The organism is Reyranella sp., from assembly GCF_965279465.1.
Taxonomy (GTDB): domain Bacteria; phylum Pseudomonadota; class Alphaproteobacteria; order Reyranellales; family Reyranellaceae; genus Reyranella.
In genome coordinates this window covers 3214488-3241014 of record NZ_OZ257242.1, presented here as the reverse complement: position 1 = coordinate 3241014, position 26527 = coordinate 3214488, and the positions used below count along the sequence as shown (strand labels likewise).

31 protein-coding genes and 1 pseudogene are annotated in these 26527 nt (G+C 62.1%); 20 read left to right on the top strand and 12 right to left on the bottom strand.

Annotation, left to right across the window (positions count from 1 at the left end):
• Nucleotides 1-402: 402 nt before the first annotated feature.
• On the top strand, nucleotides 403-747 hold the full coding sequence (locus ACQY8M_RS15865) for a hypothetical protein (protein ID WP_428675636.1): 345 nt from the start codon (nucleotides 403-405) through the stop codon (nucleotides 745-747).
• 231 nt (nucleotides 748-978) lie between these two features.
• Nucleotides 979-1599, top strand: a complete 621-nt coding sequence (locus tag ACQY8M_RS15860) for a hypothetical protein (RefSeq protein WP_428673847.1) — start codon at nucleotides 979-981, stop codon at nucleotides 1597-1599.
• Nucleotides 1600-2431: 832 nt separating this feature from the next.
• Here ACQY8M_RS15860 and ACQY8M_RS15855 read toward each other — a convergent pair.
• On the bottom strand, nucleotides 2432-3109 hold the full coding sequence (locus tag ACQY8M_RS15855) for a recombinase family protein (RefSeq protein WP_428673845.1): 678 nt from the start codon (nucleotides 3107-3109) through the stop codon (nucleotides 2432-2434).
• A gap of 305 nt (nucleotides 3110-3414) precedes the next feature.
• Between ACQY8M_RS15855 and ACQY8M_RS15850 the strand changes: the two genes are divergently transcribed.
• Together ACQY8M_RS15850 and ACQY8M_RS15845 are read left to right on the top strand one after the other, a co-directional pair.
• Nucleotides 3415-3894 carry a hypothetical protein gene (locus tag ACQY8M_RS15850; RefSeq protein WP_428673843.1) on the top strand — a complete coding sequence of 160 codons (480 nt, stop codon included), beginning with the start codon at nucleotides 3415-3417 and terminating at the stop codon, nucleotides 3892-3894.
• A gap of 676 nt (nucleotides 3895-4570) precedes the next feature.
• Nucleotides 4571-5470 (top strand): tyrosine-type recombinase/integrase, encoded by a 900-nt coding sequence (locus ACQY8M_RS15845; protein ID WP_428673841.1) that lies wholly within the window; start codon nucleotides 4571-4573, stop codon nucleotides 5468-5470.
• A 317-nt stretch (nucleotides 5471-5787) separates the two neighbouring features.
• On the opposite strand, the gene ACQY8M_RS15840 is transcribed toward ACQY8M_RS15845, so the two are convergent.
• Together ACQY8M_RS15840 and ACQY8M_RS15835 are read right to left on the bottom strand one after the other, a co-directional pair.
• Nucleotides 5788-6219 carry a Rap1a/Tai family immunity protein gene (locus ACQY8M_RS15840; RefSeq protein WP_428673839.1) on the bottom strand — a complete coding sequence of 144 codons (432 nt, stop codon included), beginning with the start codon at nucleotides 6217-6219 and terminating at the stop codon, nucleotides 5788-5790.
• Between the two features lie 162 nt (nucleotides 6220-6381).
• Nucleotides 6382-6675: a putative quinol monooxygenase gene (locus tag ACQY8M_RS15835; protein WP_428673837.1), complete on the bottom strand. Its 294-nt coding sequence runs from the start codon at nucleotides 6673-6675 to the stop codon at nucleotides 6382-6384.
• A 133-nt stretch (nucleotides 6676-6808) separates the two neighbouring features.
• Between ACQY8M_RS15835 and ACQY8M_RS15830 the strand changes: the two genes are divergently transcribed.
• The 3 genes from ACQY8M_RS15830 to ACQY8M_RS15820 all read left to right on the top strand — a co-directional run bounded on the left by ACQY8M_RS15830 (nucleotide 6809) and on the right by ACQY8M_RS15820 (nucleotide 7983).
• Nucleotides 6809-6958 (top strand): hypothetical protein, encoded by a 150-nt coding sequence (locus ACQY8M_RS15830; RefSeq protein ID WP_428673835.1) that lies wholly within the window; start codon nucleotides 6809-6811, stop codon nucleotides 6956-6958.
• 31 nt (nucleotides 6959-6989) lie between these two features.
• A complete protein-coding gene (locus ACQY8M_RS15825; RefSeq protein ID WP_428675371.1) occupies nucleotides 6990-7352 on the top strand; it encodes a S1/P1 nuclease in 363 nt (120 codons plus the stop codon).
• Nucleotides 7353-7752: 400 nt separating this feature from the next.
• On the top strand, nucleotides 7753-7983 hold the full coding sequence (locus tag ACQY8M_RS15820; protein ID WP_428673833.1) for a hypothetical protein: 231 nt from the start codon (nucleotides 7753-7755) through the stop codon (nucleotides 7981-7983).
• 39 nt (nucleotides 7984-8022) lie between these two features.
• Here ACQY8M_RS15820 and ACQY8M_RS15815 read toward each other — a convergent pair whose 3' ends face one another.
• The gene (locus tag ACQY8M_RS15815) at nucleotides 8023-8703 is read right to left on the bottom strand and encodes a DUF159 family protein (RefSeq protein WP_428673831.1); all 681 of its coding nucleotides are present in this window, start codon (nucleotides 8701-8703) and stop codon (nucleotides 8023-8025) included.
• Nucleotides 8704-8707: 4 nt separating this feature from the next.
• Complete coding sequence (locus ACQY8M_RS15810) at nucleotides 8708-9031, bottom strand: SOS response-associated peptidase family protein (protein WP_428673829.1); 324 nt, start codon at nucleotides 9029-9031, stop codon at nucleotides 8708-8710.
• Between the two features lie 30 nt (nucleotides 9032-9061).
• On the opposite strand from ACQY8M_RS15810, the pseudogene ACQY8M_RS15805 reads away from it, so the two are divergent.
• From ACQY8M_RS15805 to ACQY8M_RS15785, 5 genes and pseudogenes are all read left to right on the top strand, one after another.
• A pseudogene (locus tag ACQY8M_RS15805) lies at nucleotides 9062-9169 on the top strand (IS481 family transposase); the annotation flags it as partial.
• A 466-nt stretch (nucleotides 9170-9635) separates the two neighbouring features.
• The gene (locus tag ACQY8M_RS15800) at nucleotides 9636-10541 is read left to right on the top strand and encodes a DUF2971 domain-containing protein (RefSeq protein WP_428673827.1); all 906 of its coding nucleotides are present in this window, start codon (nucleotides 9636-9638) and stop codon (nucleotides 10539-10541) included.
• A gap of 351 nt (nucleotides 10542-10892) precedes the next feature.
• A complete protein-coding gene (locus ACQY8M_RS15795) occupies nucleotides 10893-11270 on the top strand; it encodes a hypothetical protein (RefSeq protein ID WP_428673825.1) in 378 nt (125 codons plus the stop codon).
• Nucleotides 11271-11293: 23 nt separating this feature from the next.
• Nucleotides 11294-14545 carry an error-prone DNA polymerase gene (locus tag ACQY8M_RS15790; protein ID WP_428673823.1) on the top strand — a complete coding sequence of 1084 codons (3252 nt, stop codon included), beginning with the start codon at nucleotides 11294-11296 and terminating at the stop codon, nucleotides 14543-14545.
• Between the two features lie 878 nt (nucleotides 14546-15423).
• Nucleotides 15424-15942, top strand: a complete 519-nt coding sequence (locus ACQY8M_RS15785; protein WP_428675370.1) for a cupin domain-containing protein — start codon at nucleotides 15424-15426, stop codon at nucleotides 15940-15942.
• Nucleotides 15943-16373: 431 nt separating this feature from the next.
• Here ACQY8M_RS15785 and ACQY8M_RS15780 read toward each other — a convergent pair whose 3' ends face one another.
• The gene (locus ACQY8M_RS15780; protein WP_428673821.1) at nucleotides 16374-17219 is read right to left on the bottom strand and encodes a hypothetical protein; all 846 of its coding nucleotides are present in this window, start codon (nucleotides 17217-17219) and stop codon (nucleotides 16374-16376) included.
• Nucleotides 17220-18010: 791 nt separating this feature from the next.
• Complete coding sequence (locus tag ACQY8M_RS15775) at nucleotides 18011-18475, bottom strand: tetratricopeptide repeat protein (RefSeq protein ID WP_428673819.1); 465 nt, start codon at nucleotides 18473-18475, stop codon at nucleotides 18011-18013.
• A gap of 235 nt (nucleotides 18476-18710) precedes the next feature.
• Between ACQY8M_RS15775 and ACQY8M_RS15770 the strand changes: the two genes are divergently transcribed.
• Nucleotides 18711-19763 (top strand): DUF2971 domain-containing protein, encoded by a 1053-nt coding sequence (locus ACQY8M_RS15770; RefSeq protein ID WP_428673817.1) that lies wholly within the window; start codon nucleotides 18711-18713, stop codon nucleotides 19761-19763.
• An 89-nt stretch (nucleotides 19764-19852) separates the two neighbouring features.
• Here the strand turns inward: ACQY8M_RS15770 and ACQY8M_RS15765 are convergent, their stop codons facing one another.
• Genes ACQY8M_RS15765 through ACQY8M_RS15755 form a run of 3 tightly spaced genes read right to left on the bottom strand, consistent with a single transcriptional unit; the run spans nucleotide 19853 to nucleotide 20660 of the window.
• The gene (locus ACQY8M_RS15765; protein WP_428673815.1) at nucleotides 19853-20068 is read right to left on the bottom strand and encodes a hypothetical protein; all 216 of its coding nucleotides are present in this window, start codon (nucleotides 20066-20068) and stop codon (nucleotides 19853-19855) included.
• On the bottom strand, nucleotides 20065-20493 hold the full coding sequence (locus ACQY8M_RS15760) for a hypothetical protein (protein WP_428673813.1): 429 nt from the start codon (nucleotides 20491-20493) through the stop codon (nucleotides 20065-20067). The genes ACQY8M_RS15765 and ACQY8M_RS15760 overlap by 4 nt, the downstream gene beginning before the upstream one ends.
• The gene (locus ACQY8M_RS15755; protein WP_428673811.1) at nucleotides 20490-20660 is read right to left on the bottom strand and encodes a hypothetical protein; all 171 of its coding nucleotides are present in this window, start codon (nucleotides 20658-20660) and stop codon (nucleotides 20490-20492) included. Before ACQY8M_RS15755 ends, ACQY8M_RS15760 begins: the two co-directional genes overlap by 4 nt.
• Nucleotides 20661-21137: 477 nt before the next feature.
• Between ACQY8M_RS15755 and ACQY8M_RS15750 the strand changes: the two genes are divergently transcribed.
• Nucleotides 21138-21431, top strand: a complete 294-nt coding sequence (locus ACQY8M_RS15750; protein ID WP_428673809.1) for a hypothetical protein — start codon at nucleotides 21138-21140, stop codon at nucleotides 21429-21431.
• 110 nt (nucleotides 21432-21541) lie between these two features.
• Complete coding sequence (locus ACQY8M_RS15745; protein ID WP_428673807.1) at nucleotides 21542-21835, top strand: putative quinol monooxygenase; 294 nt, start codon at nucleotides 21542-21544, stop codon at nucleotides 21833-21835.
• A 112-nt stretch (nucleotides 21836-21947) separates the two neighbouring features.
• On the opposite strand, the gene ACQY8M_RS15740 is transcribed toward ACQY8M_RS15745, so the two are convergent.
• The gene (locus ACQY8M_RS15740) at nucleotides 21948-22319 is read right to left on the bottom strand and encodes a hypothetical protein (protein WP_428673805.1); all 372 of its coding nucleotides are present in this window, start codon (nucleotides 22317-22319) and stop codon (nucleotides 21948-21950) included.
• A gap of 292 nt (nucleotides 22320-22611) precedes the next feature.
• On the opposite strand from ACQY8M_RS15740, the gene ACQY8M_RS15735 reads away from it, so the two are divergent.
• A complete protein-coding gene (locus ACQY8M_RS15735) occupies nucleotides 22612-22887 on the top strand; it encodes a hypothetical protein (protein WP_428673803.1) in 276 nt (91 codons plus the stop codon).
• A 158-nt stretch (nucleotides 22888-23045) separates the two neighbouring features.
• Nucleotides 23046-23282: a hypothetical protein gene (locus ACQY8M_RS15730; RefSeq protein WP_428673801.1), complete on the top strand. Its 237-nt coding sequence runs from the start codon at nucleotides 23046-23048 to the stop codon at nucleotides 23280-23282.
• A 76-nt stretch (nucleotides 23283-23358) separates the two neighbouring features.
• Here ACQY8M_RS15730 and ACQY8M_RS15725 read toward each other — a convergent pair whose 3' ends face one another.
• On the bottom strand, nucleotides 23359-23595 hold the full coding sequence (locus ACQY8M_RS15725) for a hypothetical protein (protein ID WP_428673799.1): 237 nt from the start codon (nucleotides 23593-23595) through the stop codon (nucleotides 23359-23361).
• 538 nt (nucleotides 23596-24133) lie between these two features.
• Here ACQY8M_RS15725 and ACQY8M_RS15720 point away from each other — a divergent pair.
• The 3 genes from ACQY8M_RS15720 to ACQY8M_RS15710 all read left to right on the top strand — a co-directional run bounded on the left by ACQY8M_RS15720 (nucleotide 24134) and on the right by ACQY8M_RS15710 (nucleotide 26467).
• Nucleotides 24134-25234, top strand: a complete 1101-nt coding sequence (locus tag ACQY8M_RS15720; RefSeq protein ID WP_428673797.1) for a calcium-binding protein — start codon at nucleotides 24134-24136, stop codon at nucleotides 25232-25234.
• Nucleotides 25235-25542: 308 nt separating this feature from the next.
• Entirely contained in the window at nucleotides 25543-25956 is a 414-nt protein-coding gene (locus ACQY8M_RS15715) for a thermonuclease family protein (RefSeq protein WP_428673795.1), read from the top strand.
• A gap of 220 nt (nucleotides 25957-26176) precedes the next feature.
• Nucleotides 26177-26467, top strand: coding sequence for a hypothetical protein (locus ACQY8M_RS15710; protein ID WP_428673793.1), 291 nt, complete (start codon nucleotides 26177-26179; stop codon nucleotides 26465-26467).
• Nucleotides 26468-26527 lie beyond the last annotated feature (60 nt).

Below are 26527 nucleotides of genomic sequence, written 5' to 3'. Positions count from 1 at the left end.
CGCACTCGCTGCCGGATTCATGGGGGCTTAACCCCAAGAGGAGCCGACTGGCACAAGCCCCGCTGGCCCAACTCCGATGCGCCTCCGTGGAAGCTGAGCAAAAAGCTTGATGAGCTGGAGCGTCGGCGAAAGAAGCGTGCCGCGCGTGTCGCGAAGATGTCCCCGGAAGAACTTGCGAGCTATCTGGTGCGCAGCAAGGCGGCGCGACCAAGCTCGCTGGCAGAACGCGCCCAGCGCCAGAGAAGCCGCGCGCTACGCGATGAGTTCGCCCGCACCGCTGATTCCAGACCAGAACATACGCCCGCCGGGAGACAGGCTCTAGGGCCTGAATACGAAATCGGACCACCTGACGAAGATCTTGAACAGCAACCACAACCGGAACAACTGCAGAGAGAAGGAACTATGACTGACTCCTACGACGACTTCGAATCACCGGAAGAGGCGCTTGAAGCCCTAGCTCGAGAGATGCGCACGACTGGCGCAAGGGAGGCTTATCAGACGCTGCTTAGTGTCTGCCGAGATCCGAAAGCCCCCGCACCGGCTAAAGCCACGGCTGGCGTAGCACTGTTAAGGGCCGCAGGGCTCATGGCGGCGAACGAAAAACAGCCAGGTAAGAAAGAGCTTCACGAAATGACGCGCGAAGAGCTGACCGCGCATCGCCAGCGCCTAGAGGCTATCAGCGCCGCGCTGGCCGTCGAGGTCGAAGCCGAGGTCGTCGAGACCCCGCCGGCGGGCGTGTTCGAATAGGACAGCAGCCTATCGGCGACGACGACACGCAACCGTACCGCGCATGCGATCCTCTTGCGCTACCAGACGCGAAGAGTGGTCGACGGCGGCGCGCTGGAGTGCTACAATTACCGTCTGTTCGTAAATCGCCGGCCTCGAGCAACGGCATATCAATCACAGCGCGTAATTGCACAATACGCGATCGACGCGGACCTACCTGGACGGCGTTTCTATGCGCCTCGGCAGCAAATCATGAATCCATTCAGCGGCGGTGGCGACAACGGGGCTGCTGCGGCGCGCTCGCGCGAGGCGTATCGCGAGAACGCGGTCAACGACGGCATCAACAACATCAATGGCGTCTTCAGCCAGTTCAACGAGCCGTTCTTCGCCTCGCGGCGCCAGGCGTATCTCGACTATGCCAAGCCGCAGCTCGAGGACCAGTATGCCGACGCGCGCAAGCAGCTCACCTTCGCGCTCGACCGCAGCGGAACGCTCGACAGCACCGCGCGCACGCAGAAGGAGGCCGAGTTGGCCAAGCTCTACGGCACCAACAGCCGCGCCGTGTCGGACGCTGCCGTCGGCTACGAGACGTCGGCGCGCAACAACATCGCCGACGCGCAGACCAACCTCGTCAACACTGTCGCGCAGTCTGGCAACGCCAACGCCGCCTCACAGCAGGCCATATCGCGCGCCGCGTCGCTGTCGCAACCCGACGCCTACAGCCCGCTCGGGCAGCTCTTCGGCGGCTTCACCAACGCCCTGCAGACGCAGGCGGCGCTGGAGAAGGCTGGCGTCTACATGAATTCCCCGACCGGATCGGCAGGGCGCTACAACACCGGCCTATTCGGCGGCGACAGCATCAGGGTCTACTAGGCCTCGCCGGCTGCCGCTGGCCCCGCTCTCGCCGCAACGGCAAGTTGGGCGGTGCGGCCGCGGTGGCCGGCGCGGCGTCGGGCCGGCGCTGCGCTAGGCCCGCGGAAAGGCGCCTGGCGAGCCCACCAGACGCCCTCGGGCGGTGTGGCCGCACTTGAGGGGTGTCACAAAGCGCCGTCGGCCTCTGTAGAGCCCTTACAGCCCTGCGCCGCGGCTGCGTAAGCACCTGGGTGGCGGCTCACCTGCCGGGCGTAATCGATTCGCTCGCGTCAATGGGCATGCAGGGCGATGCAGGTGACGACGGCCGGCGTTGCGTCGAGCCCGCCTCTCATGTGGGTGCAGACGACGGGTCCACGGCCTCTTGAATAGTCCGGCGATGCTCGGTAGGGGCGGACCGATCGGCGACGCTGTGTATGGCCTGACGCGGCTAAATAGGTCAATGACCTGTGAGTGCCGGCGGTGAGGCAGGCGTTAGCCGCCCGTGCTATCGAGCCTCGGCGAGCGTTGCCGTCGGCCATTGTCGATTCTGTTGTCAACGACAGCCGGCATCGGTGGCGTGGAACCGATATGTGCCGCCATCCGGCCCGCAAGAAATCGTCGCTCCAAGTGACTATCGGGGCGGCGCTCCTCCTAAACAGCACCCCGGTTAAGCTCCAGGGCTCGAGTGCGTTGTAAGGGCCTCTAGGGCCGCTGGCGGGGCAGTTTAGCTGCCGCGGCGGGAGCGACCAGCCGGGAAGCTGATTGGAAGCGGAGGCGCCTAGAAATTGGCGCCGGCCGCCGAGTTGTGCTCCCGATCGACGGGCGGCCCGATTTGTCTAAACGCCTTGAAAATTCAGCGACCCAGCCGCCGACGCAGTCTGGCGACGCCCGTCGCTGTCCAATCACCGCGGCCGGTTGGCGTTGGCACACCATCGGCTGTCAGCTTGGCAGCCAGTGCGCGTAAGCTGTCTGTGCCGTCCGGATCTAGGCGCGCGATTGTGTCCGAAATAGATGCCGCCCGCTGATCGGCGCGCCGACTGCGCGCGGCGCGCGCCAACGCTGTTTCCCGCGCCGTTCCAGCCCTGCCCCGAAAGCCGCCAAGCTTCACGCCTTTCGCTTTTGCAGCGGCAAGTGCGGCTTTCGTCCTGGCCGAAATCATCCGACGCTCTTCCTCCGCCACCAACGCCATGATTCCGACAGTCATACGGTTCGCGGATGGCATGTCAGCGGCGACAAAGTCGACTCCCTCTTTCGCCAAGCCGAGTAGGAAGTGAGCATCGCGTGCAAGCCTGTCTAACTTGGCTACCAGCAGCGTCGCGCGGTGCGATCGACACAAAGCCAAGGCCTCCGACAGTTTCGGGCGGGTGGCTTTGGCTCCGCTTTCTACTTCAATGAGCTCCGCGACCTGGCGCCACTGTCCGCTGTGCGTGAAGTCCGCAACGGATTTGCGTTGCGCCTCGAGGCCTAGTCCGGAACGTCCTTGCTTGTCTGTCGACACGCGTAGGTAGGAGACAAAACGCCGGTCCGACATAAGGAACTCTCCTCTGTATCAAAATATGCAACGCTCGTTGCTCACAATGATACTTTTTCGTTGACGCTCCGGCAAGCATGGCGCATTGTGCATTCGGAGCTTCAAACACTCCTCTTGTGACGCAAGCCGCCCCGATAGCAGCGGCGCTTATTCAACCGCTATCAGTCTCTTCCGGAGGACTCGCGCTATGTCCAAGGCGCAAGCCCAAAGGCGCGAGTGCCCGATCACATGCGGGTGTTTGAACCTCCGGAAGGCTGGCGCTTCAAACCGCCAGACGTCGCCAACGAAGCATGTGAGGTCACGTCGTGGACAACGTTCTTAAGGTCAAATTCGGAAAGGCAAAGTCGGCCAAGGCGCTTGCAGCGCGCGACGCGGCACGGGAGCGCGAGCGCTACGATTTCCTCGAAAAAGTGATAGACGCCTTCGATTGCCTCCGTTTCGTAAGGCAAGACTACATGGCGCGCTTTGGAGACGACCCGCTCGACTCATTCGATTCGCACAGTTCCGGGTTTGATATCTCTCGAGCTCTAGCCATGGCCGAAAAGTACAATCAGACGGAAGACGGACCGCCGCGACCAGTTCGCCACGAGCGCTCGCTGAAATGGTTCAATGGTGACGACGGTTACAAGCGTTTCGAGTTAACCGTACCGTCCGAAGGCATCGACCCCCAACTGTTCATGCGTTTGCACGACCTTGTGTTCGGCGAATGGCGCAAAGAGAATCAACCAGCACTCCCATTCCGCGTGATTTGGGAGCCGTCGGGGACTGAAGCGCCCGTTCACTAGGGGCCATTGCAATAGCCTGCGATGTGACGGCGGATGCGATGCATCCGCCGTTTTTGTGTGCGTCTGCTGAATGAGCGGGCCAACAGCAATCCGCGGTGGGAAGCTCGAGCGAGATTCCGGCGCGCAGACGCGCCGGCGGATATCGCCTGGCCGCGGCGTGTCAGTCGATAGCTGACAGGGCGGGCGCACCGGACCCACCCCCTGGTAACGGCTTGAAGCGCGAGTTCAAGTCGCCGTTTAACGGTCGTACAAAATTGCGCCACCACCAAACTTTTGTATGTCACTGTGACCTACGTCTGATTGAGTATGTCTGACAACTTGACAATTCGTCAGACAACTAAACGCGTAATATAGTGGCGTTTTTCCTAAGCTAAATCAACTGTCTGCATTGCACTTCTGGGTTGTCCACTAGGGAGCGCGCAGAATGAATAAATGCTCTAGGAGAGCAGTCCCCATTTGCCCTAGGCGTAGCGACGCGACCATGCGCACTCGAGATCCATACCTTAAGCGACACGAGAGCGGCATCATTTACATTCACTGGACAGAGCCCGGCCCAAAAGGTCAGAGCGGACGAGGTCGCAGAGAGAGTACCGGCCACAGTGACAGTGCGAAGGCCCAGATCGTCTTTGCAGAATGGATATTGGCCCGAAACCTCGCCCCGGTCTCGGCATCGGAAATGTTCCGTGTTTCCGACCTATGGGAGCTGTACCGGACCGGTCACATCTCGCAGAAAGTAGCCGCCAAAGACCGCCTTCACTTCGCATGGAATAATCTGAAGCCTCACTTTGGATCTCTGAGCCTCTGGAAATGGCCCGATGAAGCCGTCGACCAGTACCGAGCGAAGCGCCTGGCCGGAAAGATCGGGCGCAAAGCACAGCAGCCGACCATCCGGCGCGAGCTCAATGCCCTTAGAGCTTGCCTAAACTGGTGCGCGCACCCCGCCCGAAAGCTGATCGCACCGGCGACTATTCCTTATATTGAGTTGCCCGAACACGGCGAGCCGGCCGATCGCTGGCTGACGACGTACGAGATCAAGAAGCTGTTCGAAGCTGCGGCCAGAATGCGCCGAGTGGACAAGGATCGTCTGTCCAGATGCGAACGTTTCCTATGGCTAGCGCTCGAGACTGGTGCACGAAAAGGGGCAATTTGTGACCTCACCTGGGACAGGGTAGACTTCGAGACGAACGTCATTCACTACGACGTACCCGGCCTGCGCAAAACGAAGAAGCGGCGCCCCTCCCCGCCGATCTCTACGGCGCTGCGGGCAGCTCTCGAGCGGATGCGCGATGAACGCCGCCCGAAAGATGGCGACCTGGTCGTGTTCAACAATTCTGATCCTCGCACGATGGTGATGCGTGCGGCCAAGCTGGCCGGCGTCAGGGGCGTAACCCCGCACGTACTGCGGCACACAGCAGCAACGCACATGGCGCGCCGCGGCGTGCCCCTATGGAAGATCGCCAAGATCCTCGGCATCACCCTTGCGATGGTGGAGAGAACCTACGCCAAGCACTCACCCGACGACCTTCGCGAGGCAGTCGATACCATCACTGGAGGAGCGGTACAGAGTAGCCGATGAGTGTGCCGGCATAGGTAACCGGCCGACCGTGATATTGCCACAACGAGCGGTGCAGGCCGCCTGGCAGCATCGGCGCGCTTGGCCACCCCCGCACGCGCCTCAGACGGGACGGTGTCAGGCGAGGCCCGTAGCCCGGCTGGCGGCGGTGCTCGAGGGGTGCCCTGCCTGGTGGGTGCCACCTACCCCTGGGTACGGCTTGATGCGCGAGTTCAAGTCTCCGTAACCGCCTCGGACAAATTTGCGCCGACGTGGAAGTTTGACCCCGCCCCGATCTGCGCGGTAAAGGGCGAACGTGGCGGTTGAGACATCTTGTCGAGTCACCGACGGCGCACTGTCGAACATGGATATGCACCCGCAAGGGCGTAACTGGCCAACACCGCAAGTTCTAGATGCTGTTGTGCCGGGTTTCGTTGCAGGTAGTCGATGACGATACGAACAAGTTGAACTTTCGGCACCGGCCCCGGAATGCAAAACTTTACTTGATCATGAAGGAGCGCGGCCGCGATGACGGCGCCGGCACAATAACCTTGCATAAAATTCGAGGTCCGTGCGTCGTCGCGCAGTGCTTCGAAATCCCTGCATGCGTTCAACATTGCGGCCCCGGAGGTCTGCCCGCGTTCCTGTTGCGCCAGCACGGCAACCGGGACCGAACACAGCAGCAGCCCAGCGGAAGCAACAACTTCCTTCAACATGCGCAGCCGGGCGGGCTCTTGCAACGCTTCTTCGTGCTGATGCACGTATTCCCGCAAGGCTGGCCCTTCGTGCAGTGCTTGCAACAGGCGTCGGGGCTTCGGGCAAGTTGGGTCAGCAACTCGATCGGATCGCCAGGGCGATCGACCCAAGGTGAGTAGCTGGCCGCTTGCGCCGGCGTTCCCTCCAACGCCAGCAAGAGCACGACGAGGCGCAGCATCTCATTCGACCAGGTCGCAACGCGTTGCCTTCAGGCTGACGAACAAGCCTTCGCCCTCCTTGCGTAGCTGTTGGATAGACGGGCCGTTCCAATGGGCGTCGAACGCTTCGCCGCTTGCGTACAGCTCATACAGCATGATCGAGTCGGGCTGGTCATGCGGCACCAGGATCTCAAAGCCGAGCGTTCCCGGCTCTGTCGCGCGACAGCGCTCCCCGTGGGCGCGCAAATGCTTCATGTATTCGTCGCGCTTCCCCGGTGCCGTCGTGATGGTCGCAACAATGGCCAGCTTAGGCATAGCTCCTCCCTTTCCGCGTCTCGTGACATGGCGAGCGACGTGATGAACGGAAAGCCTCAGCGTCGCCGCAATGTCTCCCCCGTGCGGTCGTGTCTCGCTGTGATCGTACCACCAAGAGGCGAGGTATTATCAAATGAAATCTTGGGTTGCGGCAGTGGTAGTCCTCATGCTGTTGCCGCTGCAGGCCCTGGCATGGGGACCCGAAGGCCATTCGATCATCGCCGAGCTCGCGCAGCGCCGGATATCGCCCCGGGGGTGGTCGCAGAAGTCGCGCGCCTGCTAGGCCCTGGCCATTCCCTGGCCTCGGTCGCGAGCTGGGCAGACGACGTGCGGGACGATCGACCAGAGACCTACAACTGGCACTTCGTCGACTTGGCGCTGGCGGAAGACCGCATGACGCGGACAAGCACTGCCACGCCTCAGCAAAGGGCGATTGTATCGTCGCCGAGCTGGAGAGACTTAAGGTCGAGCTGCGATGTGCGCCGACCGACGATCGAAAGTGCGACGCGCTGCGCTACGCCGTCCACTTCGTCGACATACACCAGCCGATGCACACTGTGGGCGTAGGCAGAGGCGGGAACGACGTCGCATTCGAGGTCCGGCTTGCAGGCGCCAAGAAGTGTCGCGGTGGCCCATGCCAGATCACGTCCTACCGGTCCAATCTCCATCGAGTGTGAGACGGGACGCTGATCAAGGCCACGACCTGGAACTGGGGAGCGTACGTCGACAGGCTTGAAGGCGGTTGGCTGACCTCTCCGGAGGCGCAAGGCAAGGATGACGGCCGGCCGGTCAAATGGGCAGAGGAGACGTATCGGGCGGCGCGCTTCGTATGGGAGCAGCTGCTCGAAAGCCGGGTAGTCGACGACGCCTATTACGGCAAGATCCTGCCTACGCTCGGCCGGCAGCTCGGCTTGGCAGGACTGCGGCCGGCGCGGTTCTTGAACGACGTGCAGGCGCCGGGGCAGTGCCCACGCAATAATCGACCCGGCGGGGGAACCTTCTGCTATATTCGACGCCATGGACATTGAGATAGCAGCCGTCTTGCCATGACGGAACCAGCGCCGCGCAGGAGGAAAAATGGCCTTTAGGCACGACGACGCATCAGGTTACAGGATTGACGTGGCGGTGTCCGACCAACGGGTGTCGGCCAAGGTACTTGTCATCGAAACCAATCTTGAACTCGACCCAAATGCTCCAGAGTACGACAGCAGCAAGGTCAACGACCTACTCAAAGCTGGCTACGACTTCGTTCGCGACCCCAAGAACAAACTCGATTTGGTCAGACTGTCAGGGACACTCAAGGCCTGAGCCGTCATGGCAGCGGTGTTGCCTCTCGCAGTAGCAAGCTCACGCCTGCATCATATTGCTGGCGCTTTTCGATGGCGCGACCGAGTGCTCTCGAACTATATGGACGCCTTCTTCCTTACCCAAAGCTCCGATGTCTGCTCCATATCGATCAACTCGTCGGAAAACTTCCGCTGCTGGAGCGCCAGCAGATCGTCGAACGATCCGCGAAGCCACGCGTCCCATTCGGTTGGAAACAAGAACACGGGCATCCGGTTGTGCAGCCGTCGCGGTGTTCGCGTCGGTCATCGCGCCGGAATAGACCGGCCCCCATTCGGCGCTTTCACGCCACAGGCCGCCCCACGCAATGATGGGATGCTCTTTAATGTTGGCCCAGGTCCTAGTCATCTTGCCTTTCGGCCCTTCTGCTTCGGCTAAGTGCGTCACCGGGATGAGGCAGCGCCACTGCGGCTTGTTGGCAAGGCCCTTCCACATCCTCTTCGTCAGGTCGGCGATATTGTTGACAGGCTTCGGTTTCGAGTCCGGCTTCATGAACTTGAGCCGCAACGGAAAGCCCCGAGTCATCGACTGGAGAACTCGCTGACCATCCTGCTCGCGGATCACGAGGCCCGGTGTGCCAGGGTAGGCCTCGGCTGGCACGTTCGGAAACGAGGTTGGCGGCGTGACGCCGAAGTGACGAGCGACTTCATCGACGCTCTTGCGGACGGTGTAGAGATTGCACAAAATGTTAACCCTCCTGCTTCCTGCGTGGCCGGTTGCTGCGCTCGCTGAGCGGCACCCAGAGTTCGTTGGTGCGCGCCATCGCCATCCTGTCGGCGGGGAAAGGCGCGCGGAACTGAAAGCCGATCACATCCCGAATCGATGCGGTCAGCCACAGATCGTATTCATCCGGCGTCAGAATGACGGGCGATCGGTCGTTGAGTGGCTTAACCAGCGCGTTGCTTTCGCCCATCATCGCGGCATAGACGGCGCCCCATTCGGGGACGCTGCGGCAGAAGCCCGCCAGAGCGAACACCGGCCACTCGGGGATCGTGAACCGGGTGCGGGTCATCCGGCCTTTGGGGGCCGCCGGGCTTCCTATTGGAAGCATCGCTACAATTGGCACCGTCCTCATAGCAGTATTGGTTCGATATCACCCATCAGCACTCTCGCTCTGACGGGGAATAACCTGTTGAGGCTCCACATCTAGGGAACCAATTCGCGGTCTCGGCATCGAGTCCGGCAGTCAAGAGCGGACCAGCCGCTGACCGGCTGCCTCTCTCTCAGGCGCTGGACGACCTGAGTTACTCCAATCGCAGCGCCTGCAGGTGCTCTTGTGGTTGAATCTTGGCGCCGACGTAGGCGTTGCGGCCGACTGCCCGGCGCCACCCGCAGAACCCAACCTCGCCGCGCTGCGTCTATGCATGGTCCTATCGGCACGATGCTCAATCTCTGGTCGATTCCACATGAATGTGTACACTTATGGGTGAGAAAGCTGTCAGGGTGGTGACGCCTATGGCAATCTCCCGCCGACTTGCGATCGGTAGCTTGGCAGGGTGCGTTTGGATCGAATCCTGAACTACGCGCTCGCTTCGGCAATACGTGGCGCCAACGTACGTCGCGTTTGCCAATGCGGCGATCAACAACGTTACTAGCATCCGGGGGGGGGGGATTCTGTGCCGCTGCTCTACAAATATCGCCCTTTCACTACGCAAGAAGACAAGAAAAGGCTGTTCGACATAATAGAGACTGAAAAATTTTGGTTTCCAATGGCCAACGAAGTTAACGATCCATTCGAGCTCCGCTGTGCCATAGACTTTGAATCGGATCGAGAGGCGACCGAGGCCGCCTTTGTCGAGGTGGAGCGTCGCGTAAATCCATCTACCACGGAGGCGCAAGCGCGCGCCCGAGTAAAAGAAGTGCTCGCGGGCACTTCATCAGCGACATTGCGAGAACAGCAATGGGAGATGGCATTCAAAATTTGGCGCGCCTTATCACAAAGGACAGCGATGTGCTGCTTTGCCGGAACACCCGAGAGTACCTTGATGTGGTCTCACTACGCGGCGGGCCATACTGGCGTGGCCATCGAAGTCGAACCGATAGGGTTTGACAAATACGTGCACGCAGTAACGTATAGCAGTGAATTATCTCCTCTCCCCTTAAAGGAGCTGGTGGGAATTGAGCCTGGAAGTGCTCTATTTAATAGTCTCTTCTTGCGCAAAGCTCCATGCTGGGAATATGAACACGAGTATCGGACCATGCGTTTCGCGCTTCGTTCGCGCGCCTTCACGTTCGGGAAAGGCTCCATAAAGCGCGTCATCGTAGGCTGTGCCATGTCTCCGGAATCCAAGTTGCAGCTCTTAACGTGGATGAAGGCAAGCGCCCCTAACATCCAAATTGCCGCGGCATTACCATCTCAGGACGGGACATATTCCCTTCAAGTAGTTGATCTCGCGGAGCTGGACGCGGATGCGATTCCAACAAATGCTATCCCGAATCCTCCGAAGTTCAGACAACGGTGGTTATGGTGGTCGATCTTTGCCGGAATTGCTGCTATCGCCGTTGCAGTGTGGCGAAGGTAGGTTGTTGCGAGCTGCCCCACGACGGGACGCCTCGATCGCTTGCCCGACACTTCCGGACGATCAGTCTAGTCTGGCGGGCCGCACTAGCGATGCCACCGGCAGTTGCGGCACGAGCCCGACGCCGACTGGCGCGTGAGATGCCTTGAGGCAGTAGGACTTACCCACAGGGCGAACCAATAGCGTACTCGCGCGGCGACTGCTCACCACAAGCACGTGGCTGAGCCCAGATATCGGGGTTCAGCGGCCCACTGCACCGCTATTAGAGCAAAATTGCCGCCTCAGAATGTTCTTTTATTGTTCTCATTCGGTCAACTGGTCTAGGAGTCGCGCTCCAACACCATGGAGGACGACATGAGCAAGCCCGATACCGACGCCGCTCCCCTTTCAGGATGGATGGCGGGCCTGGCCTATTCCGAGCTGCAGGAAGTCACCTACCTGCGGCGCGCTCTTGAGATTGCCGAGCGAGACGGATTGGGAGTGTCACGCGCCGAGGTGCAGCGCATCGAGTCCACGTGGTCGATCGCCCACGGCGACTGGAGCGCCCTGGGCTTCGTCCTGCTGTTGCACGATGGAAGTAGGGTCTACCTTGATTACGACTTTGACTTCGCCGACGACCAGGAAGAGGTCGAGCTGCAGGTGATGACGGACGAGCGCTATCCTGTCATCAAGGCCGCCGGCATCGAATGGACCGACAATGTCGCTGAGCTGAATCGGCTGCTGCTGTCCTGACCTGCCTCATGGAGGCGGGGTCGATGGACTACGCCGAGCTGCACGTCACGACCAACTACAGCTTTCTGCGGGGCGGCTCGCATCCGGGTGAACTGGTCTTCCAAGCCGCGAACCTCGGGCACTACGCGATCGGCATCGCGGATCGCAACACGCTGGCCGGCGTCGTGCGCGCCTATGCTGCGGTTGGCGACTACTACGAGGAGACCGGCATCCCGAGGGAGCGGTGGATCAAGCTGCTGGTCGGCGCCCATCTCGAAACGCGCGACGGCTACTCGTTGCTCGCCTATCCGATGAACGTCGAGGGCTACAAGCGGCTGTCGCTGCTCCTAAGCCAGGGTAATCGCGAGGCGGTAAAGGGCGAGTGCGACCTCACGCTCAAGGATCTGGCCGAGTTCACAGGCGACCTGCTGACCATCGTCCTGCCGCCCCGAAGAATCGAGGACCCCGCCTTTCACGAGAGGCTGCGCCGGCTTGCGGACCTGTATCCCGGCCGCTGCTACCTCGCCGCCACCATGCTGTTCCGCGGCAACGATGCCAGGCGGCTCGACGCTCTCGACACCCTTGCAGGCCGAATGGGCGTGCGCCTGGTCGCCACCAACGACGTGCATTACCACGCGCCTGAGCGCCGGGCGCTGCATGACGTCGTCACTGCCGTCCGCCTCAAGTGCACGGTCGAAGAGTTGGGCTTCCGCCGCTTTGCGTCCGGCGAGCGACATCTGAAGCCTGCTACCGAGATGCACAGGCTGTTCCGTGAGCACCCGCACGCGATCGACTGCATTCGCGAAATCGTCGGCCGCTGCCAATTCAGCCTCGACCAGCTCCGCTATCAGTACCCCGTCGAGTACGAAGGCGGCGAGACGCCAACGCAGAAGCTGGAGCGGTTGACTTGGAAAGGCGCGAAAACGCGCTACAGCGCCGGCGTGCCCGACACAGTTGCCAACACGATCCGTCACGAGTTCGACCTGATAGAGCGCAAGAAAATCGCGCCCTACTTCCTCACGGTCCATGAGATTGTCGACCAGGCACGCGCGATGGGCATCCTGTGCCAGGGCCGCGGCTCGGCCGCCAATTCCGCCGTCTGCTATTGCCTCGGCATCACCGAGGTCGACCCCGACAAGAACGACGTACTTTTCGAGCGCTTCCTGTCGAACGAGAGAGACGAGCCACCGGACATAGACGTGGATTTCGAACACGAGCGGCGCGAGGACATCATCCAGTGGATCTACAAGACCAAGGGCCGGACCCGTGCCGCGCTTGCCGCAACGGTGATCGCCTATCGCAGCCGCAGCGCCATTCGCGATGTCGGCAAGGCGCTGGGCCTCTCGCCTGACATCCTGGGCGTGATGGCCAACACCGTCTGGGGCAGTGGAGGCGGCGGCATCGACCTGCAGCATGTCAGGCAAGCCGGCATCGATGCCGCCGACCATCGCCTCGCTCTCGCCCTGGAGCTGTCGGCGGCCCTGGTCGGCTTCCCGCGGCACCTGTCGCAGCATGTCGGCGGCTTCGTGCTGACGGCGGGCCGACTCGACGAACTGGTGCCAATCCAGAATGCGGCGATGGACGATCGAACCGTCATCGAATGGGATAAGGACGACCTCGACGCGCTGAAAATCTACAAGGTCGACGTGCTAGCCCTCGGCATGCTGACGGCTCTGCGCAAGAGCTTCGAGATGATCAAGGCGCATTACGGGGAAGACCGCGGGCTCGACATGCCGACGGACGACGAAAAGGTCTACGAGATGCTGTGCAAGGCCGACTCGGTCGGCGTGTTCCAGGTCGAGAGCCGGGCGCAGATGTCGATGCTGCCGCGCCTCAAGCCGCGGCGGTACTACGACCTGGTTGTCGAGGTCGCGATTGTGCGGCCCGGACCGATTCAGGGCGGCATGGTCCATCCCTACCTCCGCAACCGGGAGGTTCCCGAAGACCAGATCGCCTATCCCAGCGAGAAGCTAGAGAAGATTCTGCGCCGGACCCGTGGCGTACCGCTGTTCCAGGAACAGGCCATGCAGATCGCGATCGACTGCGCGGGCTTCCTGCCGGGAAAGGCCGACAAGCTCCGGCGCGCCATGGCGACCTTCCGGCGCTCTGGCACCATCCACAAGCTGAAGGACGACTTCATCAACGGCATGCTCGGCAACCACTATGAGAGCGAGTTCGCCGAGCGATGCTTCCGGCAGATCGAGGGCTTCGGCGAGTACGGCTTCCCCGAGAGCCACGCCGCAAGCTTCGCCATCCTCGTCTACGCCTCATCCTGGGTGAAATGGTACCACCCCGAGGTCTTTGCCGCCGCCCTACTCAACTCGCAACCGATGGGCTTCTACGCGCCGGCGCAGCTCGTGCGAGATGCCCGCGAGCACGGCGTCGAGGTCCGGCCGCCCGACGTGAACGCCAGCGAGTGGGATTGCACGCTGGAGAAGACCGGGGGGTACCGTCGCGCCCTGCGCCTCGGCTTCCGGCAAGTCACCGGCCTGCGCGAAGCCGACCTCAACAGGATGGTGGAGCAGCGGACGACGCCCTATCGCGATCCGGCCGACCTGTGGCGGCGCGGCGGGCTGAACAAGCGCCAGATCCTCGCGTTGGCGCGTGCCGACGCCTTTGCCTCGCTGGGCATGACCCGGCGCGACGTGCTGTGGGCGGTGCGCGCCTTCTCCGAAGCGTCACTGCCCTTGTTCGACGCGCGACCGGCGAGGGATCTGGAACCGGCGGTGAGCCTGCCGAATCTGACGCTAGGGGAACAGGTGGTCGACGACTTCTCGACCATCTCCATGTCCCTGCGCGCCCATCCGCTGCAGCTCCTGCGGCCGATGCTAAGCGAGCGGGGAATGAAGCACTCCGACGCGCTACGCGAGGCGCGCAACGGTGACCGCTTCGGCATGGCTGGACTCGTACTTATACGGCAGCGGCCCGGCACTGCTTCGGGGGTGGTATTCGTCACCCTCGAGGACGAATACGGCATCGCCAACCTGGTCGTCTGGCCCAAGGTATTCGAGACCCACCGGCGAATAGTCATGGGTGCGCGCCTTATGGGCGCCAGGGGCACCGTCCAGCGCGAAGGCATCGTGATCCATCTCGTGGCCGAGCAGCTTTGGGATTGGTCGGCGGACCTCGATCGCATCGCCAGCCTCGACGGTCGCTTTGAGCTTCGCACCGGCCGCGGCGATCAGGCGCGTTCCTCGACGCCTGACCCGCGTGACGGGCCGCAGGCTGGCTATGATCGCGACCGCGTTGTCCTGGAGCGGCCGGTCATCAAAATCGCGTCGCGCGACTTTCACTAACCCGGAGCGGACGGTTGGCAGGTCCCAACCCCCACGAGCTGCACTCTTTCCGGGAGCTGCGCGCGGTCATGGGAAAGGTTTACGTGGTCTGCGAGCCCTGCCGGCGCTATGCCGGCGTTGGGGCCTGGCTCGATGGCCTGGACTCCCGCGTCGTTACCTTCAGCTGCGCAGTTTGTGGCAGGCCCGGTAAGCTCACATTCGACGATCCGGCCGCGGCAGGCCTCCAGCACGATTTGCGCGCCAATCCCGTACGACATCCGGAAGTGGCCGCTCGGCTGAAGCACATGCAGCAGCTAGCCAACCCTTTTGGCCGTCGACCGTCGGTCGTCCGTGAGCTGCTGCCTCAGAGCGAGCGAACCAAGTTCGTGCCGGAGCCCCGCTACAGGCTCAAGCCCATGCCGTTCAGGACCTACGGCGATCTATCGCGCGTCAGCCTGGTGCTCGAGGTGTGGTGCTCCAGCTGCAAGAACAGCAGGCCGGTCGACGTGGGAGGGCAGCTGGCGGGCCGACGGTTCGGAGGTGTCCGCTTCGTCTGCGCCGGCCGCCGTCATGATGGCAAGCCCTGCGGAGGTCTTGGCCATCCTCACATCGTGCCCCTGCAGGGCATAGGGTCGAGTGGGGCCTTCGCATCGCTGAACTGCCCGCGCTGCGTACCACCTTGGAGTGCGAGCCCCGTCCACTTCATTCGACCGCCCTGGAGTGAGGCGCCGATCGACACTGCTACGGAGCGCTATCGCTGCCCGGCTTGCGGCGGGCAGGTGCGGGCCACCTTTCACGGTAACGCGAGCGGCGGTCCACGCTGAGAAGGTAGCGCCTATTCAATGGCGCCAGCTGGCCAAATGGCATTCTGGCCTTGCCAAGCACAGGCGTCGCCCTTGATGCTCGCGCTGGCACCATTACGAAAAGACAAGGACAGGCTGATCGTTCTCATGGGAAACGAAGATTCCAAGGCTTCGCACTTCATCATTGCTCCCGATAGACGTGCACGGCCGCTCAACGTCGTTGGCACGCAAGTCACTGTGCTTGCATCCAACGACACCACGAAAAGCTACGGGATCACCTTGCAGCAGGGCGACGAGGGCACAGGGCCACCACCGCACAGCCACGACTGGGATGAAGCGTTCTATGTCTTGAAGGGCGCAATTCGCTTCCATTGCGCCGGAGAGGTCCACGAGTGTGCGCCTGGAACTCTGGTGCACATTCCCCGCGGAACAGTGCACGAGTTTCACTACGGCCCGGGCGGTGGCCAAATGCTGGAAATCACCGGAGAGAAAACCCTGGCCGCGCAGATGTTTGCCGCGGTTGATGCTGCGATCCCGTCGGGGCCAACGGACGTGTCAGCTTTGCTGCAGGTTCTGGCGGCGAACGGAGTAAGCGTCGCCAAGCCTGCCACGTGATCGTGCTTGGGGTGGGGATCGACAAGCTTCACCGATCTGAAATCGCTTCGCGCGAGTAACGAGCCGAGGCGGACCTGTCCGACAGTAGCTAGGATCGCAGCACGGTGGACGGTTGGTGCTCCGGCATAGTGCGCTCGTCGAGCTAGTTTCGAGTGGCTAGTGGCGCCATTCGGGACCGCAGCATAGTCAGCCGCTGCAGGATCTCGTCGACCATCGCGGCGTCGAAGTCGAGGTGGATGCGGAGCGGTTCTGGCTAGCCGTGAAGCATCAGCGGCGGGACTTGCAGGCGGATGGTTTCCCCCGTCATCCGATAGCGTCCACATCTTCTCGGCCGGCATGTCGGCTTCCATCTCGCTCATCGCTGCCTCGGCCTCCTTTAACCGGGGCCCCTTGGCGCTATCCAAAATCATCTTGGGGTTCCAATCAACGGCTCACGCGGACACGAGACGGATTAGTTCATGAGCAATTATGATCGCCGAACTAACCCCGCCTAGGGCTAGTGCAAAGATCGGCTTCTCAGACTCGACTATTCGAGCCCAAAGTCGAAGTACAAAGCTATGCAATAGTGGGGCTACGATGAATCCTGCCACAAATAGAGCCGAAAAGCAGAGGCGGAGTCCATTGAGCGTGAAGCTAAGATATTGGAACGCCACATTCTTGCTGTCATCGCCTAAAAAGCTCCAAGCGCTCTTCCAGTCGCTAACCAACCAAGGCAAGGAGAGGTTGGGCCAGTTCGCTATCGTCTTAGATATCGTCCAGCTCAATGTAGCACTAACTCTCGCCCAATAGAGGTAAAGAATAATGTTGAACGCCAAGAGCGCGATGGGCGCAATCACTGCGTACCTATCAGAAGATTCGACAACGAGACGAGAACTGAACCTTGTAATCGAAAGTGAGACCATTGTTGCAAAAGTAAATACTATTAGGCCCGCCCAAGTTGACTGATCTTGAGGAATGAGGTCCGCCAGCGAGCGCATCCAATTGGGCCGCGACACTAGAGCAATAACCGGCATCAACTCTACAATCACTAAGGATACAAAAAGTCTTTTGAGTGAAAGAAGTCGATCGCCGACAATCACATCCCAAACGGCGATAGCCGATGCGGCCTCGGTCCGTCCGAGTCGTTTCCAGGGGACCTCAGAGAACTTGAGCCAGCCCGTCTCAAGCCAACCCAGAAGCATTTTCTTTTCTCTCTTGCTCATCATGAAGTCGATAAATGCGCCCAGCGCCGTGATTGCTCCGATCTTGGCAAGCGCATATAGAATCTGTTCAAGCATGCCGCCCTCCCCGGCGCCTACCGTAGCAGAAGAACCACAACCTATTGCAACTGGTAAGCGCGCTCAAAGGCTGGGCCGCTGGTGCCGCGGGGGCTAGCCACGGGAGGCTTGAGCAAGTCCTTATGGGCACGTTGGTTGATGTGCCAGGTGCCTTCTTTCGGCGTTGCTGGACTGGCGGTGGCTGGCATCCCTGAACTAAGGGAGCCGATCGGCCGGACTGACAGGCTTTGGGTGGCAGGCGTGCTCCTTGGAGCATCATCATTCGCTTGGCTGTTCAATCGCACGTTGACCCGTTGATTCGGCTGGTAGCCGGAGCCATGACGAGACCCTCAATACGCTACGCGGGAAGCTTTGCATTGTACAAGGCGCGCCGGTGCGGGCATTGACGCGAGCATCTTCCGGCTGGCCGACGACCGCCGAGCCCGCTGCCCAAGGTCGGCTCGACACTCGGACGTGGACCCCCGCCAAAGCTCTGTCAGCGATCCTCGGCGACAAGGTGACGGCGGAGCACACTGCCGACCGCGCCGGTCATCGCGCAAGACTAGCTCGCCGGCTCACAGCCCCGGCGAGCTTGGTGAGTAAATTGGTGGGCAAAATCATCGCTCGGCAAGGGAAAGCCGAATTTGATTGGCTTTCGTCGAGTTCAGTGGCGGAAAGGGTGTCCGCGTAAGATATAGTGTAATCAGGGTCTTATGGATGAAATAGGCCTCACACCCAACAAACCGCCCAACATCGTGCGGCGCGTACAGGCCCGGACAGAAAATCGCCCGCCGCAGCCGAAGCCGGGCGGGCTACTTCGGCTTCCACTCGCGCGCCAGATTCTGCGCTTCCGCGATCTGCGCGGGCGTCATCTTGGAGGCAACGCGGTCGCGGGCCGCGATGGCAAAGTCATTACCTTTGACAGCGGCGAGGTTGAACCACATGTGCGCCAGCACGTAGTCCTGCGGCACGCCTGTGCCGGCCTCGTAACTGGAACCGAGGTTAATCTGGGCGACAGCATGTCTCTGCTCAGCAGCCTTGCGATACCACGCCACCGCCGTCGCATAGTCTTGGGGCACGCCCCAACCCTCGTCGTACAGGAGGCCGAGGCGGGACTGGGCTTCGGCTATGCCCCGCTCGGCGAGAGGCCGCCACAGACGCAGTGCCGTCGCGTAGTCGCCCTTCTCGTATGCCGTGATCCCATCATCGAGCGGCTCGGCAATCGCAGGCGCAGCACCGCTCATGAGCAGCGCCACGATCAGCATCAGCAAGCGCATGGCGAGCGCCCTCCTCTGCATTCAGCGTGCCATGCCTCGGTCTGCGCCGCCACATGGTCACGGGCGAACGCCACGCCCCGAAAGCCAAGGCAAGTGCCAGCGGCTGTCCCGGCCGATGACGACGCATCGCGCACGGCGGTAAGTTTGACCATGGAAAGCCCGACGTCGATCGCCACCGCCCGCCGCAACAAAGCTGGGCACGCCACGAAATGCAGGGGATTGGGGGGCCAAGGCAATGGCCGAGCATCGTTGCTACGATTGCCTTTTGCTGAAGGGGGAAGTTGTGCCGCCGATTGATCCAGTTCCGCCAATCGCGCTGAACAGCAGCGGGAAGCGAAGCTTAGACATACTCTTGGAAGAGTTTCGGCGATGGGACGACGAACGACGAAAGGCCGAGGAGAAAAGGACGCGGGTGAGCTCTCCTCTGCACCATTACACGGACATGGCGGGCTTGGTCGGTATCATCGGATCGGCCAAGCTCTGGTTCACCGGCATCTTTCATATGAACGATCCGAGTGAGCTTCACCACGGCAGCGATCTGGCGAGGGAGCACCTGTTCGACATAATGCAAGATGAGCCCAGTCCGCAGACCTCCGAATTCTGCGCAGTGTTGTTGAAGTACCTCGATGGTACGTTCGGATCGGCATTCAGCTTCTTCGTCACGAGCTTCAGCCAAACACCGGACGACCTTGCTCAGTGGCAGACATATGCTGACGACGGTCGCGGAGTCGCCATTGAGGTGGCGCCAGACTGGCTCAAGCCCGACCCTTCCCGCGTTTGGGAGGCAGGAGTTTCAGATCCACGCGAGTTCTATTCTGTTGCAGCTGTTGTGTACAACGAAGCCGAGGCAAAGCAACGACAGAAGGAGGCAATAGACACTGCTATCTATGCGCTCAAGTGCGCGGAAAAGTGGGACCTTTTGGTAGACGAAGCTGACAGAAAAGCTTTTTTGAAGGAGTTGCGCGTTTGCCTTGGCGTGCCATTGCTCTGGAGCTTGATTACGACCAAGCACCATGCCTACCACCATGAAGCCGAAACTCGCTTAATCCTTGCAAATTCGGTCAGCGTGCTAGCGCCTTACGTATGCTCTCGCGCTCGCGGCAGCCAGATCGTCTCATACGTGCCAGTAGATTTTCCGATCGCATCGGCCGGCGTCCTAAGGCGCATCTGGATCGGACCAGCGGCAGCGGAGGGTGCCGAGAGGGGTGTCGCTGATCTGCTGCGCGCAAAGGGCATCAACCCCGATCGTGTTGTCCGACGGTCGACCATACCGTATCGGCCACGGTAGCGATGCGCAAAAAGAGAAGGCCCCGATGAGCGGGGCCAGTGCATCGCCGGGGAGAGCCGCAGCCCGCCCCGGCCGGTGTCGTGTCGCCATCAGCAGCGGCGGTCGAGAACCTCGGTCCCCAGCACCGCCGTGATCTTGCCGAGCTCCTCCTGCGCCATAAGCTCCAGTTCCTCGCATACGGAGCCGACATCGAAGCCGTCGTCGGCGTTGCGGGCGATGCTTTGCATCCCGGTCAGGATCGCCCGGACGCGGCCGATCCGGCGCTCGACCGTGAGCTCGTGCAAGTCGTCGAGGCGCGCGCTCATCGTGCACCTTCCCTGCGCACGGCCCAGCCTACGCGCTCTGCAGCTTTGCCGGCAAAGCTTTCCGCCCGAGAGGCACGTTCCTTGAGCGCGGCCAGCACGCCGACCCACGTCCGCAAGTCCTCGGTGCGTCTCAGCTGCTGGGCAAAGCGCGGACCTGTGTCGTCGGACGACCTGCCCAGCATCGCCAGATTCTCCTCCGCCTCGGCGAGCCTGATCGCGAAAAGCTCGTGCAAGCCGCTCGCAAGTCCCGATGTGGCGCGAGCATCGGTAAGCCCGCGCCGCATGATTTCGTCGAGTCGCTGCCAGCCATGAAGCGGCGGCGTGGTCGCCTTGGCCTTGCGCTTCCTTGGTGACCGCGCGGCGGCGGGCTTTCCTGCCGGCCGTGGATGCAGGGTCTCGACCTGCGCTGTCGAGTTGGCATTCATGTGCGCACCTCCGCCAGCTCGGCGTGCGTCACCAGCCGCCCGCCGGTGAGGCCGTACCGCAGACCGTCGCTCTTCCGGCCCGCCGGACACAGAGAGCAGCAGCCGGTGACGATCTCGGTCGCGGCGGCTTCTTCGGGTCGGTGCGGCGTCATGAAGACGTGCCGCATCCGGCACATCGGCAGGGAATACGCGGTGGTGCGCAGGATGGTCTTGGCATTGTCGTGTTGGACATGTGGTTGCTCTAGGAAGGCAGGCTTTTTCAGGGCCGGGCGCCAGCGGGCGGCGCTGGCACCGGGAGCTGAAAACAGGCCTAGAGTCCTGCCGGCACGACCTTCCCCGTGAGGGGTATTGTTTAGCCGTGCCACTGCGCCGGTCGCGGCCCACGGCAATGGGAGCGTCGCTTTCGGTGGCATGATGGTCCCGGCAAGGATCGCCCTGGCACCGCTCTAGGATGCCAAGGCCCGGCAAGGCTAGTGGCGTGAGTTTTCAGGCTACGCGTGCATCCTCGCTCAAATTCGCAGCGAGCGCCATCCCCTTCCGAGGGGAGGTTGCTGTGCGTTCTGGACTCGTCGTTTCCCCTTTCGCCTGCTTGACCCCGGTTGCCTATCTGCGCAATTCTCAACCGATCGAGTTTGGGGGAAACGATGAAATCCTTGATTGTTGTGTTGGCCGTTGCGGGCCTTGTGGGAGCGTGCGCGCCACCCGCGATTAGCGATATCGCCACCGACAAGGTGAAAGTTCAGAGCGAGGTCGACGACCCCAAGGCGGCTACCGCTGAAGCGGAGAAGGGCTGCGCGATCTACAAGCGCGTTCCCATCCCGATATCGCAGCGTCGCATCAGGACCGGCCCTTATACCAGCGTAATCGAATACCTCTTTGCATGCCAGGACCCGACCGGCGCCAACGTGACACCGCGCACAACTCCTCCGGCATCATAGAACCGCGCCGGCCCGGCCAGCCCGAGCGGGCGCTTAACTTCGGGGCGACCGCCATCAGTTCAACGCCCCAGCGTTGGGATACGCTGTCACGCGATCTGGGTAGGCACAGCATGTCGTGTTACGTCGTTCTCGAGTTCACCGCGAAGCCTGGAACCGGTCCTGCGCTTGCAGAAGCCTTGAAGCAGGCGTTACCGATCACCCGACAGAAGCAGGGCTGCGAAAGCCTGCAGCTCACGGTGAATCAGGACGATTCCGACAACATGGCAATCGTTATGTTGTGGCGGTCTCGTGCTGACTACGACACCTATCGAGCCTGGCGCGAAGCCAGCGGCGACGTGAAGAGCTTTGCCGAAGCAACGACGTCGGGGCTGACTACGCGCTTCTTCGATATCCTTCCTGCATAGCAGCCGACTGGCCGGCGCTCGACGATGCCGCGGGCAGACGGGTCGCCCCTTGCGCGCCCGCTCTGTCCCACCGGCGAAATCTGTGACATCTGCTGCCCGCACGCAGGCGGCGTCAGCCTCGCCCGACCGTGAGCCGATCGAGCCCCGCGAAGCCGAGCAGGCGAGGCCGCAGCGCCCGCATGAGCAGGCCTCCTAGACCTGCGCCGGCGCTGCTGGAAGCGAATTCGAACAGCGCTGCGGTCCGGCCCGGCATATACAGTTGCCCGGACTCGAGGATGCCGGCCAGCGCAATGAGCAGGAGAGTTTGAACGAGGAGCCGCGGCCTTTCGCGATACGCCAGGGCCATCACGATCGCCGTGCCGAAATAGGCCACGACATGCTCGAGGCGTCCGCTGGCTCCGGTTCGGACCATCTCATCGCCGGGCAGCCACGACAGAAGGACGAGCAGGGCGACGCACGCGAAGAAGGCCGGTCGGAAGGTCATGGCGAGCAGGCCAGCATACTTGCGAGGCATTCCAACTCCGGCGGCGCGATACAGTGCTCTTGTCGCCCGCCCCTCCTCATTGCGGCCAGGGAACTTCCGGGGCAGCCCGCCGGGGTAGGCTCGCCATCGGCCGGCCCCCGCGGGCGAGAGTCCAACGGAACCAACGAGCACCGAAGGCATTTTCACGGATAGTCGCGAGCAACCTCGTCTGCTCCGGTTAGGCCCTCGACCGAGGATCTCCCCCATCCGAGGTCGAGGGCCGCCCTTCGCCCACGTCCTGCAAGATCTCGACATGCCGCAGACCACACCCGAGCCAGCCCAACCCGACGAGCGCCTCGCCGCACGCATCTGCAGGCTAGCCAACGCCAAGGGAGTTACGAACGCCGACGCCGCCATTTCCGAGTTGAGGCGGCGGTTCGGCTTGGTCGCGATGAACGATGCCCTCCAGGTCGCGCTCGACTTGGGATGGCTGCGCCGCGACGGGGCAACCTACGTCGTCACGCCAACCGGCGCTGGCTTGGGGGCGTCGAGATCGGGGAAGAGGCCGCGGCGCGTGATGCCGTTCTGATGGCGGTCGACGATCGACGCTGGGGTCGATTTCGTGCCCGAAACAGCGCGTCCGCCCCGCCACCATATGCACACACGGCGAACGCCCATTCTGCGGCAATATTGCCTTGATTTTGCGCGCCGGTGGCGCTTACCTGCCCGCAAGCAAGGGAGGTCAGTATGGTGCGTGGTTTACGCGCCCCACTCAGTTCCCGAGAGGAGGCGGCGCTGCTCCGCGTCGCCCAGGGTAATGCGAGCCCGCAGGACGTGGCCGACGAATATGTTCGTCGGCTCGCGGTGCTAGAACTGGTGCAAGAGATCGACGGGAAACTCGCGCTGACGGAGTTGGGCCGCATGCGGGTTGCGCCAAAGCCGGAGAAGTGGATCGCCGATCAGGTGACCCTCAGGCGGCCGTAGTTGCGTTGCCCGATAAAAGCCAGCCATTCAGAGGCCGGCTGCATCTCGTAGCCGTAGCTGCGGTCTCCGAATGCCATCACTTCCCTTTGGCCAGTTGCCGGCCTGCTTCCCGCAGGGTGACGCTATGCGGCTGCTCGAGCGTGCGTCGCGCCTCCTTGGTGTGCTGAGACTGATCGTGCGTCACGTAGCCGGCCTTCGTCAGATCATCGGCCAGCGCGACCGCATCCTGGCCATCCATTCCGATGCGGCGCGCGATCGTGGCAATCGCGCACCACCATGGCTGCTGGCTGCGGCTGGCGCTGTCGGCATCCAAGGCTTCACAGAAGCGGCGGGCACGGTCGGCCGACAGCTTGCGCGGGCGCCTCACAACCGGACCTATGGTAATACAGCCGCGCCGTCGCGACCAGCCAACGCGCCATTGCTCCACGCGGCCAGGCGCCGTTGACCGGCTGGAAATCGTGGCTGATATCTGGGCCGCCCGCCGGATCGGGGAGCCCGACCGCGATATGCGCTGGCGGCGTCGGCTGGACCCATCACCAGCCGACACTTGTGGCGCGTGTCCATGCGGACCGACCGGCCAATCGCCGGGCAGCCTGGGTTGCACTACCATGCGTGACCCCTCCACAGTATCACAAACTCCACTTCGGCATGAACGGCTGGCGTACAGGGCTGTGCCGCTGAGCCTGAAAAGCAATCGCTTCCACTCAGAAAGATTGTTCAGCTTCGAATCACCTCCTGCACGGCATCAGGCGCTATCGCTGCGACGCTACGCTTTCAGGTTGTGCCCAACAGCGGAATCGTTAAATTGTATTTCGGTTGGCAATTTCAATGCAGTGTGAAGGGGCGATAACATGGCCATTACGGCAACGCTCTCTCCTGTCACCGGCGTACTGACGGTAACCGGCGACGATTCGGACAACTATTTCAACATCTACCGGGATTCCGCCGGCAACCTGTTCGTCAACGGCGACGGCGACATCGACGTCGTGGTCCAGGGCGGCACGCCTACCATGACCAATACGACACGGATCGAGATATTCGGCCTGGGCGGTAACGACGACGCCATACACTCCGACATCATCAACGGCCTGCTACCTCCTACCACCCTAGCTTTCGGCCCGGGCGACGACACCTACATCGTCGAGAATGCCAGTCGCCACAAGGTGATCGAGAAAAGCGACGAGGGAACCGACACGGTAATCTGCTTCGGGAGTTACAGCCTCAAAGGCCAGTACATAGAGAATCTGACTTTAGCAAGTTATACCTTGGCCGGCGAAAGCAACTTCAATGGCACGGGAAACTCGCTCGACAACATCATCCTTGGCAATGACTACAACAATGTCCTCGACGGCGGCGCCGGCGCGGACAATATGACGGGCGGCGCGGGTAACGACACATACATCGTCGACAATGCCGGCGATGTCGTGAAAGAGAACAACAGAAAGGGAACCGATCAGGTCGAAAGTTCCGTCAGCTTCGACCTGACGGGCCAATATCTCGAACGATTGACCCTGACAGGAAGCGGCAACACTTATGGCAGGGGCAACTCCCTCGACAACACCCTCACCGGTAATGCCGGCAACAACTACCTCAACGGTAGTGCGGGGGCGGACGTACTGACCGGAGGGCTCGGCGCCGACGCCTTCGTCTTCCGTGACACCCTCGTTGCAGGCATCATCGATACGATCACTGATTTCAATGTCGCGGACGACCGAATTCAATTGGGGCGCACCGCGTTTGCAGCCATAGCAACTGGAGCACGCTTGAGCGTGGCTCAGTTCGCCGCCAATGCCAGTGGAACGGCGCAGGACGCCAGCGACCGCATCGTCTACGAAACCGATACTGGCAAGCTGTTCTACGACAGCAACGGCAATGCCGCCGGCGGGGCGGTCCAGTTCGCGAAGATCGACGCCGGACTAGCGTTGACCAGTGCTGATTTCGTCATTCGCTAAGGTTGTATGAAGGGCCGCCGATTGAGCGGATTGGCTCCATCGTGGTGCTAGCCGGGTTTGACAGTGTTTTTCGCTGTGTATGCCCTCCGCCGCTCCAAGGACCCGCCGCGCGCGCGGCGGGCCGCAGCGAGTCAACTAACGCCCGGCGCGGTTGAACGGCTTGGTGTCGCCTAGCCCACGCGCGGCCCCTCACGAACTGCCGGACCAATGCCGAGACGACGAGAAACGTTCCCGCCGTATGGTTCGGGTGTTATTGTGGGATGATGCAACTTTGGTTGACGCCGTTGGTCGCCGCGGTCCTCTTCGCAATGCCGGCCACTGCAGAGGTTCGGACGATCGACGGCAAGCTCTATCGCCTGTGGGGCATCGACGCTGCCGAGCAAGGTCAACGGTGCGCCGATGGGTGGCGGGCCGGATTCGAGGCCCGCACAACGCTGCGAAAGTTAATCGCCGGGCACGCCATCGCCTGCGAGGCACGCGACAGGGACCGTTACGGCCGCATCGTGGCCGTATGCCGAGCCGACGGGCAGGATCTCGGCGCTGCAATGGTGAGCGCCGGCATGGCATGGGCGTTCACGCGGTACAGCTCCGACTACGTCGGCCAGGAGCTAGCTGCGATCGATGCGCGTGCCGGGGTGCACGCCCACGACTGCGCGAAGCCTTGGGACTGGCGGGCGCAGGTCAGGAGTCGACCGCCGGTATCGGAGGCAGTGCCACGATGAGTGAACTCCGAGCGCGTCTCGGTCCGGCTCGCCATCCGCTGCGCTCGACGCACTCGCCAAGCCAAGACATGCCGCGGCGGCCCGTGGCCGGTCATGGCCTACAGGTCCAACCTTCGCCGGGTGCGGGATAGTACTCTGATCAAGGCCACGACCTGGAGCTGGGGCGCGTACGTCGACAGGCTCGAGGGCCGGTGACGCCGCCATGGTAGTCAGGGTCAGCATGGACCCGGTGCTTGGCGATCCGACCTTTGCGGCGCGGTTGAAGGATATGGGCCTCGTTCCGGTAGGCTCGGGACCGCAGGAATTTGGCGAGCTTCTTCCGAAAGAGATTGCTCGCATGCAGGCAGTCTTGGCCCAGCTCGGGCGAAGGCTCGGTGAGAGCAGCGCGCACGATATCGAATCCCAAGTGCACCACGCGACACGTCGCGCCCGTCAGTGGCGGCGAGCGATCCAGTTCGCAACACTCGCTCCCGGCCTCGCGCTGACCAACGCCGACTTCACCGTCATCTGACGTCGACCTGCCAGGAGCGCGGCACTCCAGAGCCGCTCTTCCTGGGACTGCCATATCCAT

Bases quoted from the DNA above. Each gene is read 5' to 3' on its own strand.
- ACQY8M_RS15865 (WP_428675636.1), top strand. From the start codon at position 403: ATGACTGACTCCTACGACGACTTCGAATCACCGGAAGAGGCGCTTGAA.
- ACQY8M_RS15860 (WP_428673847.1), top strand. From the start codon at position 979: ATGAATCCATTCAGCGGCGGTGGCGACAACGGGGCTGCTGCGGCGCGC.
- ACQY8M_RS15855 (WP_428673845.1), bottom strand. From the start codon at position 3,109: ATGTCGGACCGGCGTTTTGTCTCCTACCTACGCGTGTCGACAGACAAG.
- ACQY8M_RS15845 (WP_428673841.1), top strand. From the start codon at position 4,571: ATGTTCCGTGTTTCCGACCTATGGGAGCTGTACCGGACCGGTCACATC.
- ACQY8M_RS15835 (WP_428673837.1), bottom strand. From the start codon at position 6,675: ATGCCTAAGCTGGCCATTGTTGCGACCATCACGACGGCACCGGGGAAG.
- ACQY8M_RS15830 (WP_428673835.1), top strand. From the start codon at position 6,809: ATGAAATCTTGGGTTGCGGCAGTGGTAGTCCTCATGCTGTTGCCGCTG.
- ACQY8M_RS15820 (WP_428673833.1), top strand. From the start codon at position 7,753: ATGGCCTTTAGGCACGACGACGCATCAGGTTACAGGATTGACGTGGCG.
- ACQY8M_RS15810 (WP_428673829.1), bottom strand. From the start codon at position 9,031: ATGACCCGCACCCGGTTCACGATCCCCGAGTGGCCGGTGTTCGCTCTG.
- ACQY8M_RS15795 (WP_428673825.1), top strand. From the start codon at position 10,893: ATGAGCAAGCCCGATACCGACGCCGCTCCCCTTTCAGGATGGATGGCG.
- ACQY8M_RS15790 (WP_428673823.1), top strand. From the start codon at position 11,294: ATGGACTACGCCGAGCTGCACGTCACGACCAACTACAGCTTTCTGCGG.
- ACQY8M_RS15785 (WP_428675370.1), top strand. From the start codon at position 15,424: ATGCTCGCGCTGGCACCATTACGAAAAGACAAGGACAGGCTGATCGTT.
- ACQY8M_RS15780 (WP_428673821.1), bottom strand. From the start codon at position 17,219: ATGCTTGAACAGATTCTATATGCGCTTGCCAAGATCGGAGCAATCACG.
- ACQY8M_RS15775 (WP_428673819.1), bottom strand. From the start codon at position 18,475: ATGCGCTTGCTGATGCTGATCGTGGCGCTGCTCATGAGCGGTGCTGCG.
- ACQY8M_RS15770 (WP_428673817.1), top strand. From the start codon at position 18,711: ATGGCCGAGCATCGTTGCTACGATTGCCTTTTGCTGAAGGGGGAAGTT.
- ACQY8M_RS15765 (WP_428673815.1), bottom strand. From the start codon at position 20,068: ATGAGCGCGCGCCTCGACGACTTGCACGAGCTCACGGTCGAGCGCCGG.
- ACQY8M_RS15760 (WP_428673813.1), bottom strand. From the start codon at position 20,493: ATGAATGCCAACTCGACAGCGCAGGTCGAGACCCTGCATCCACGGCCG.
- ACQY8M_RS15755 (WP_428673811.1), bottom strand. From the start codon at position 20,660: ATGCGGCACGTCTTCATGACGCCGCACCGACCCGAAGAAGCCGCCGCG.
- ACQY8M_RS15750 (WP_428673809.1), top strand. From the start codon at position 21,138: ATGAAATCCTTGATTGTTGTGTTGGCCGTTGCGGGCCTTGTGGGAGCG.
- ACQY8M_RS15745 (WP_428673807.1), top strand. From the start codon at position 21,542: ATGTCGTGTTACGTCGTTCTCGAGTTCACCGCGAAGCCTGGAACCGGT.
- ACQY8M_RS15740 (WP_428673805.1), bottom strand. From the start codon at position 22,319: ATGACCTTCCGACCGGCCTTCTTCGCGTGCGTCGCCCTGCTCGTCCTT.
- ACQY8M_RS15735 (WP_428673803.1), top strand. From the start codon at position 22,612: ATGCCGCAGACCACACCCGAGCCAGCCCAACCCGACGAGCGCCTCGCC.
- ACQY8M_RS15730 (WP_428673801.1), top strand. From the start codon at position 23,046: ATGGTGCGTGGTTTACGCGCCCCACTCAGTTCCCGAGAGGAGGCGGCG.
- ACQY8M_RS15720 (WP_428673797.1), top strand. From the start codon at position 24,134: ATGGCCATTACGGCAACGCTCTCTCCTGTCACCGGCGTACTGACGGTA.
- ACQY8M_RS15715 (WP_428673795.1), top strand. From the start codon at position 25,543: ATGCCGGCCACTGCAGAGGTTCGGACGATCGACGGCAAGCTCTATCGC.
- ACQY8M_RS15710 (WP_428673793.1), top strand. From the start codon at position 26,177: ATGGACCCGGTGCTTGGCGATCCGACCTTTGCGGCGCGGTTGAAGGAT.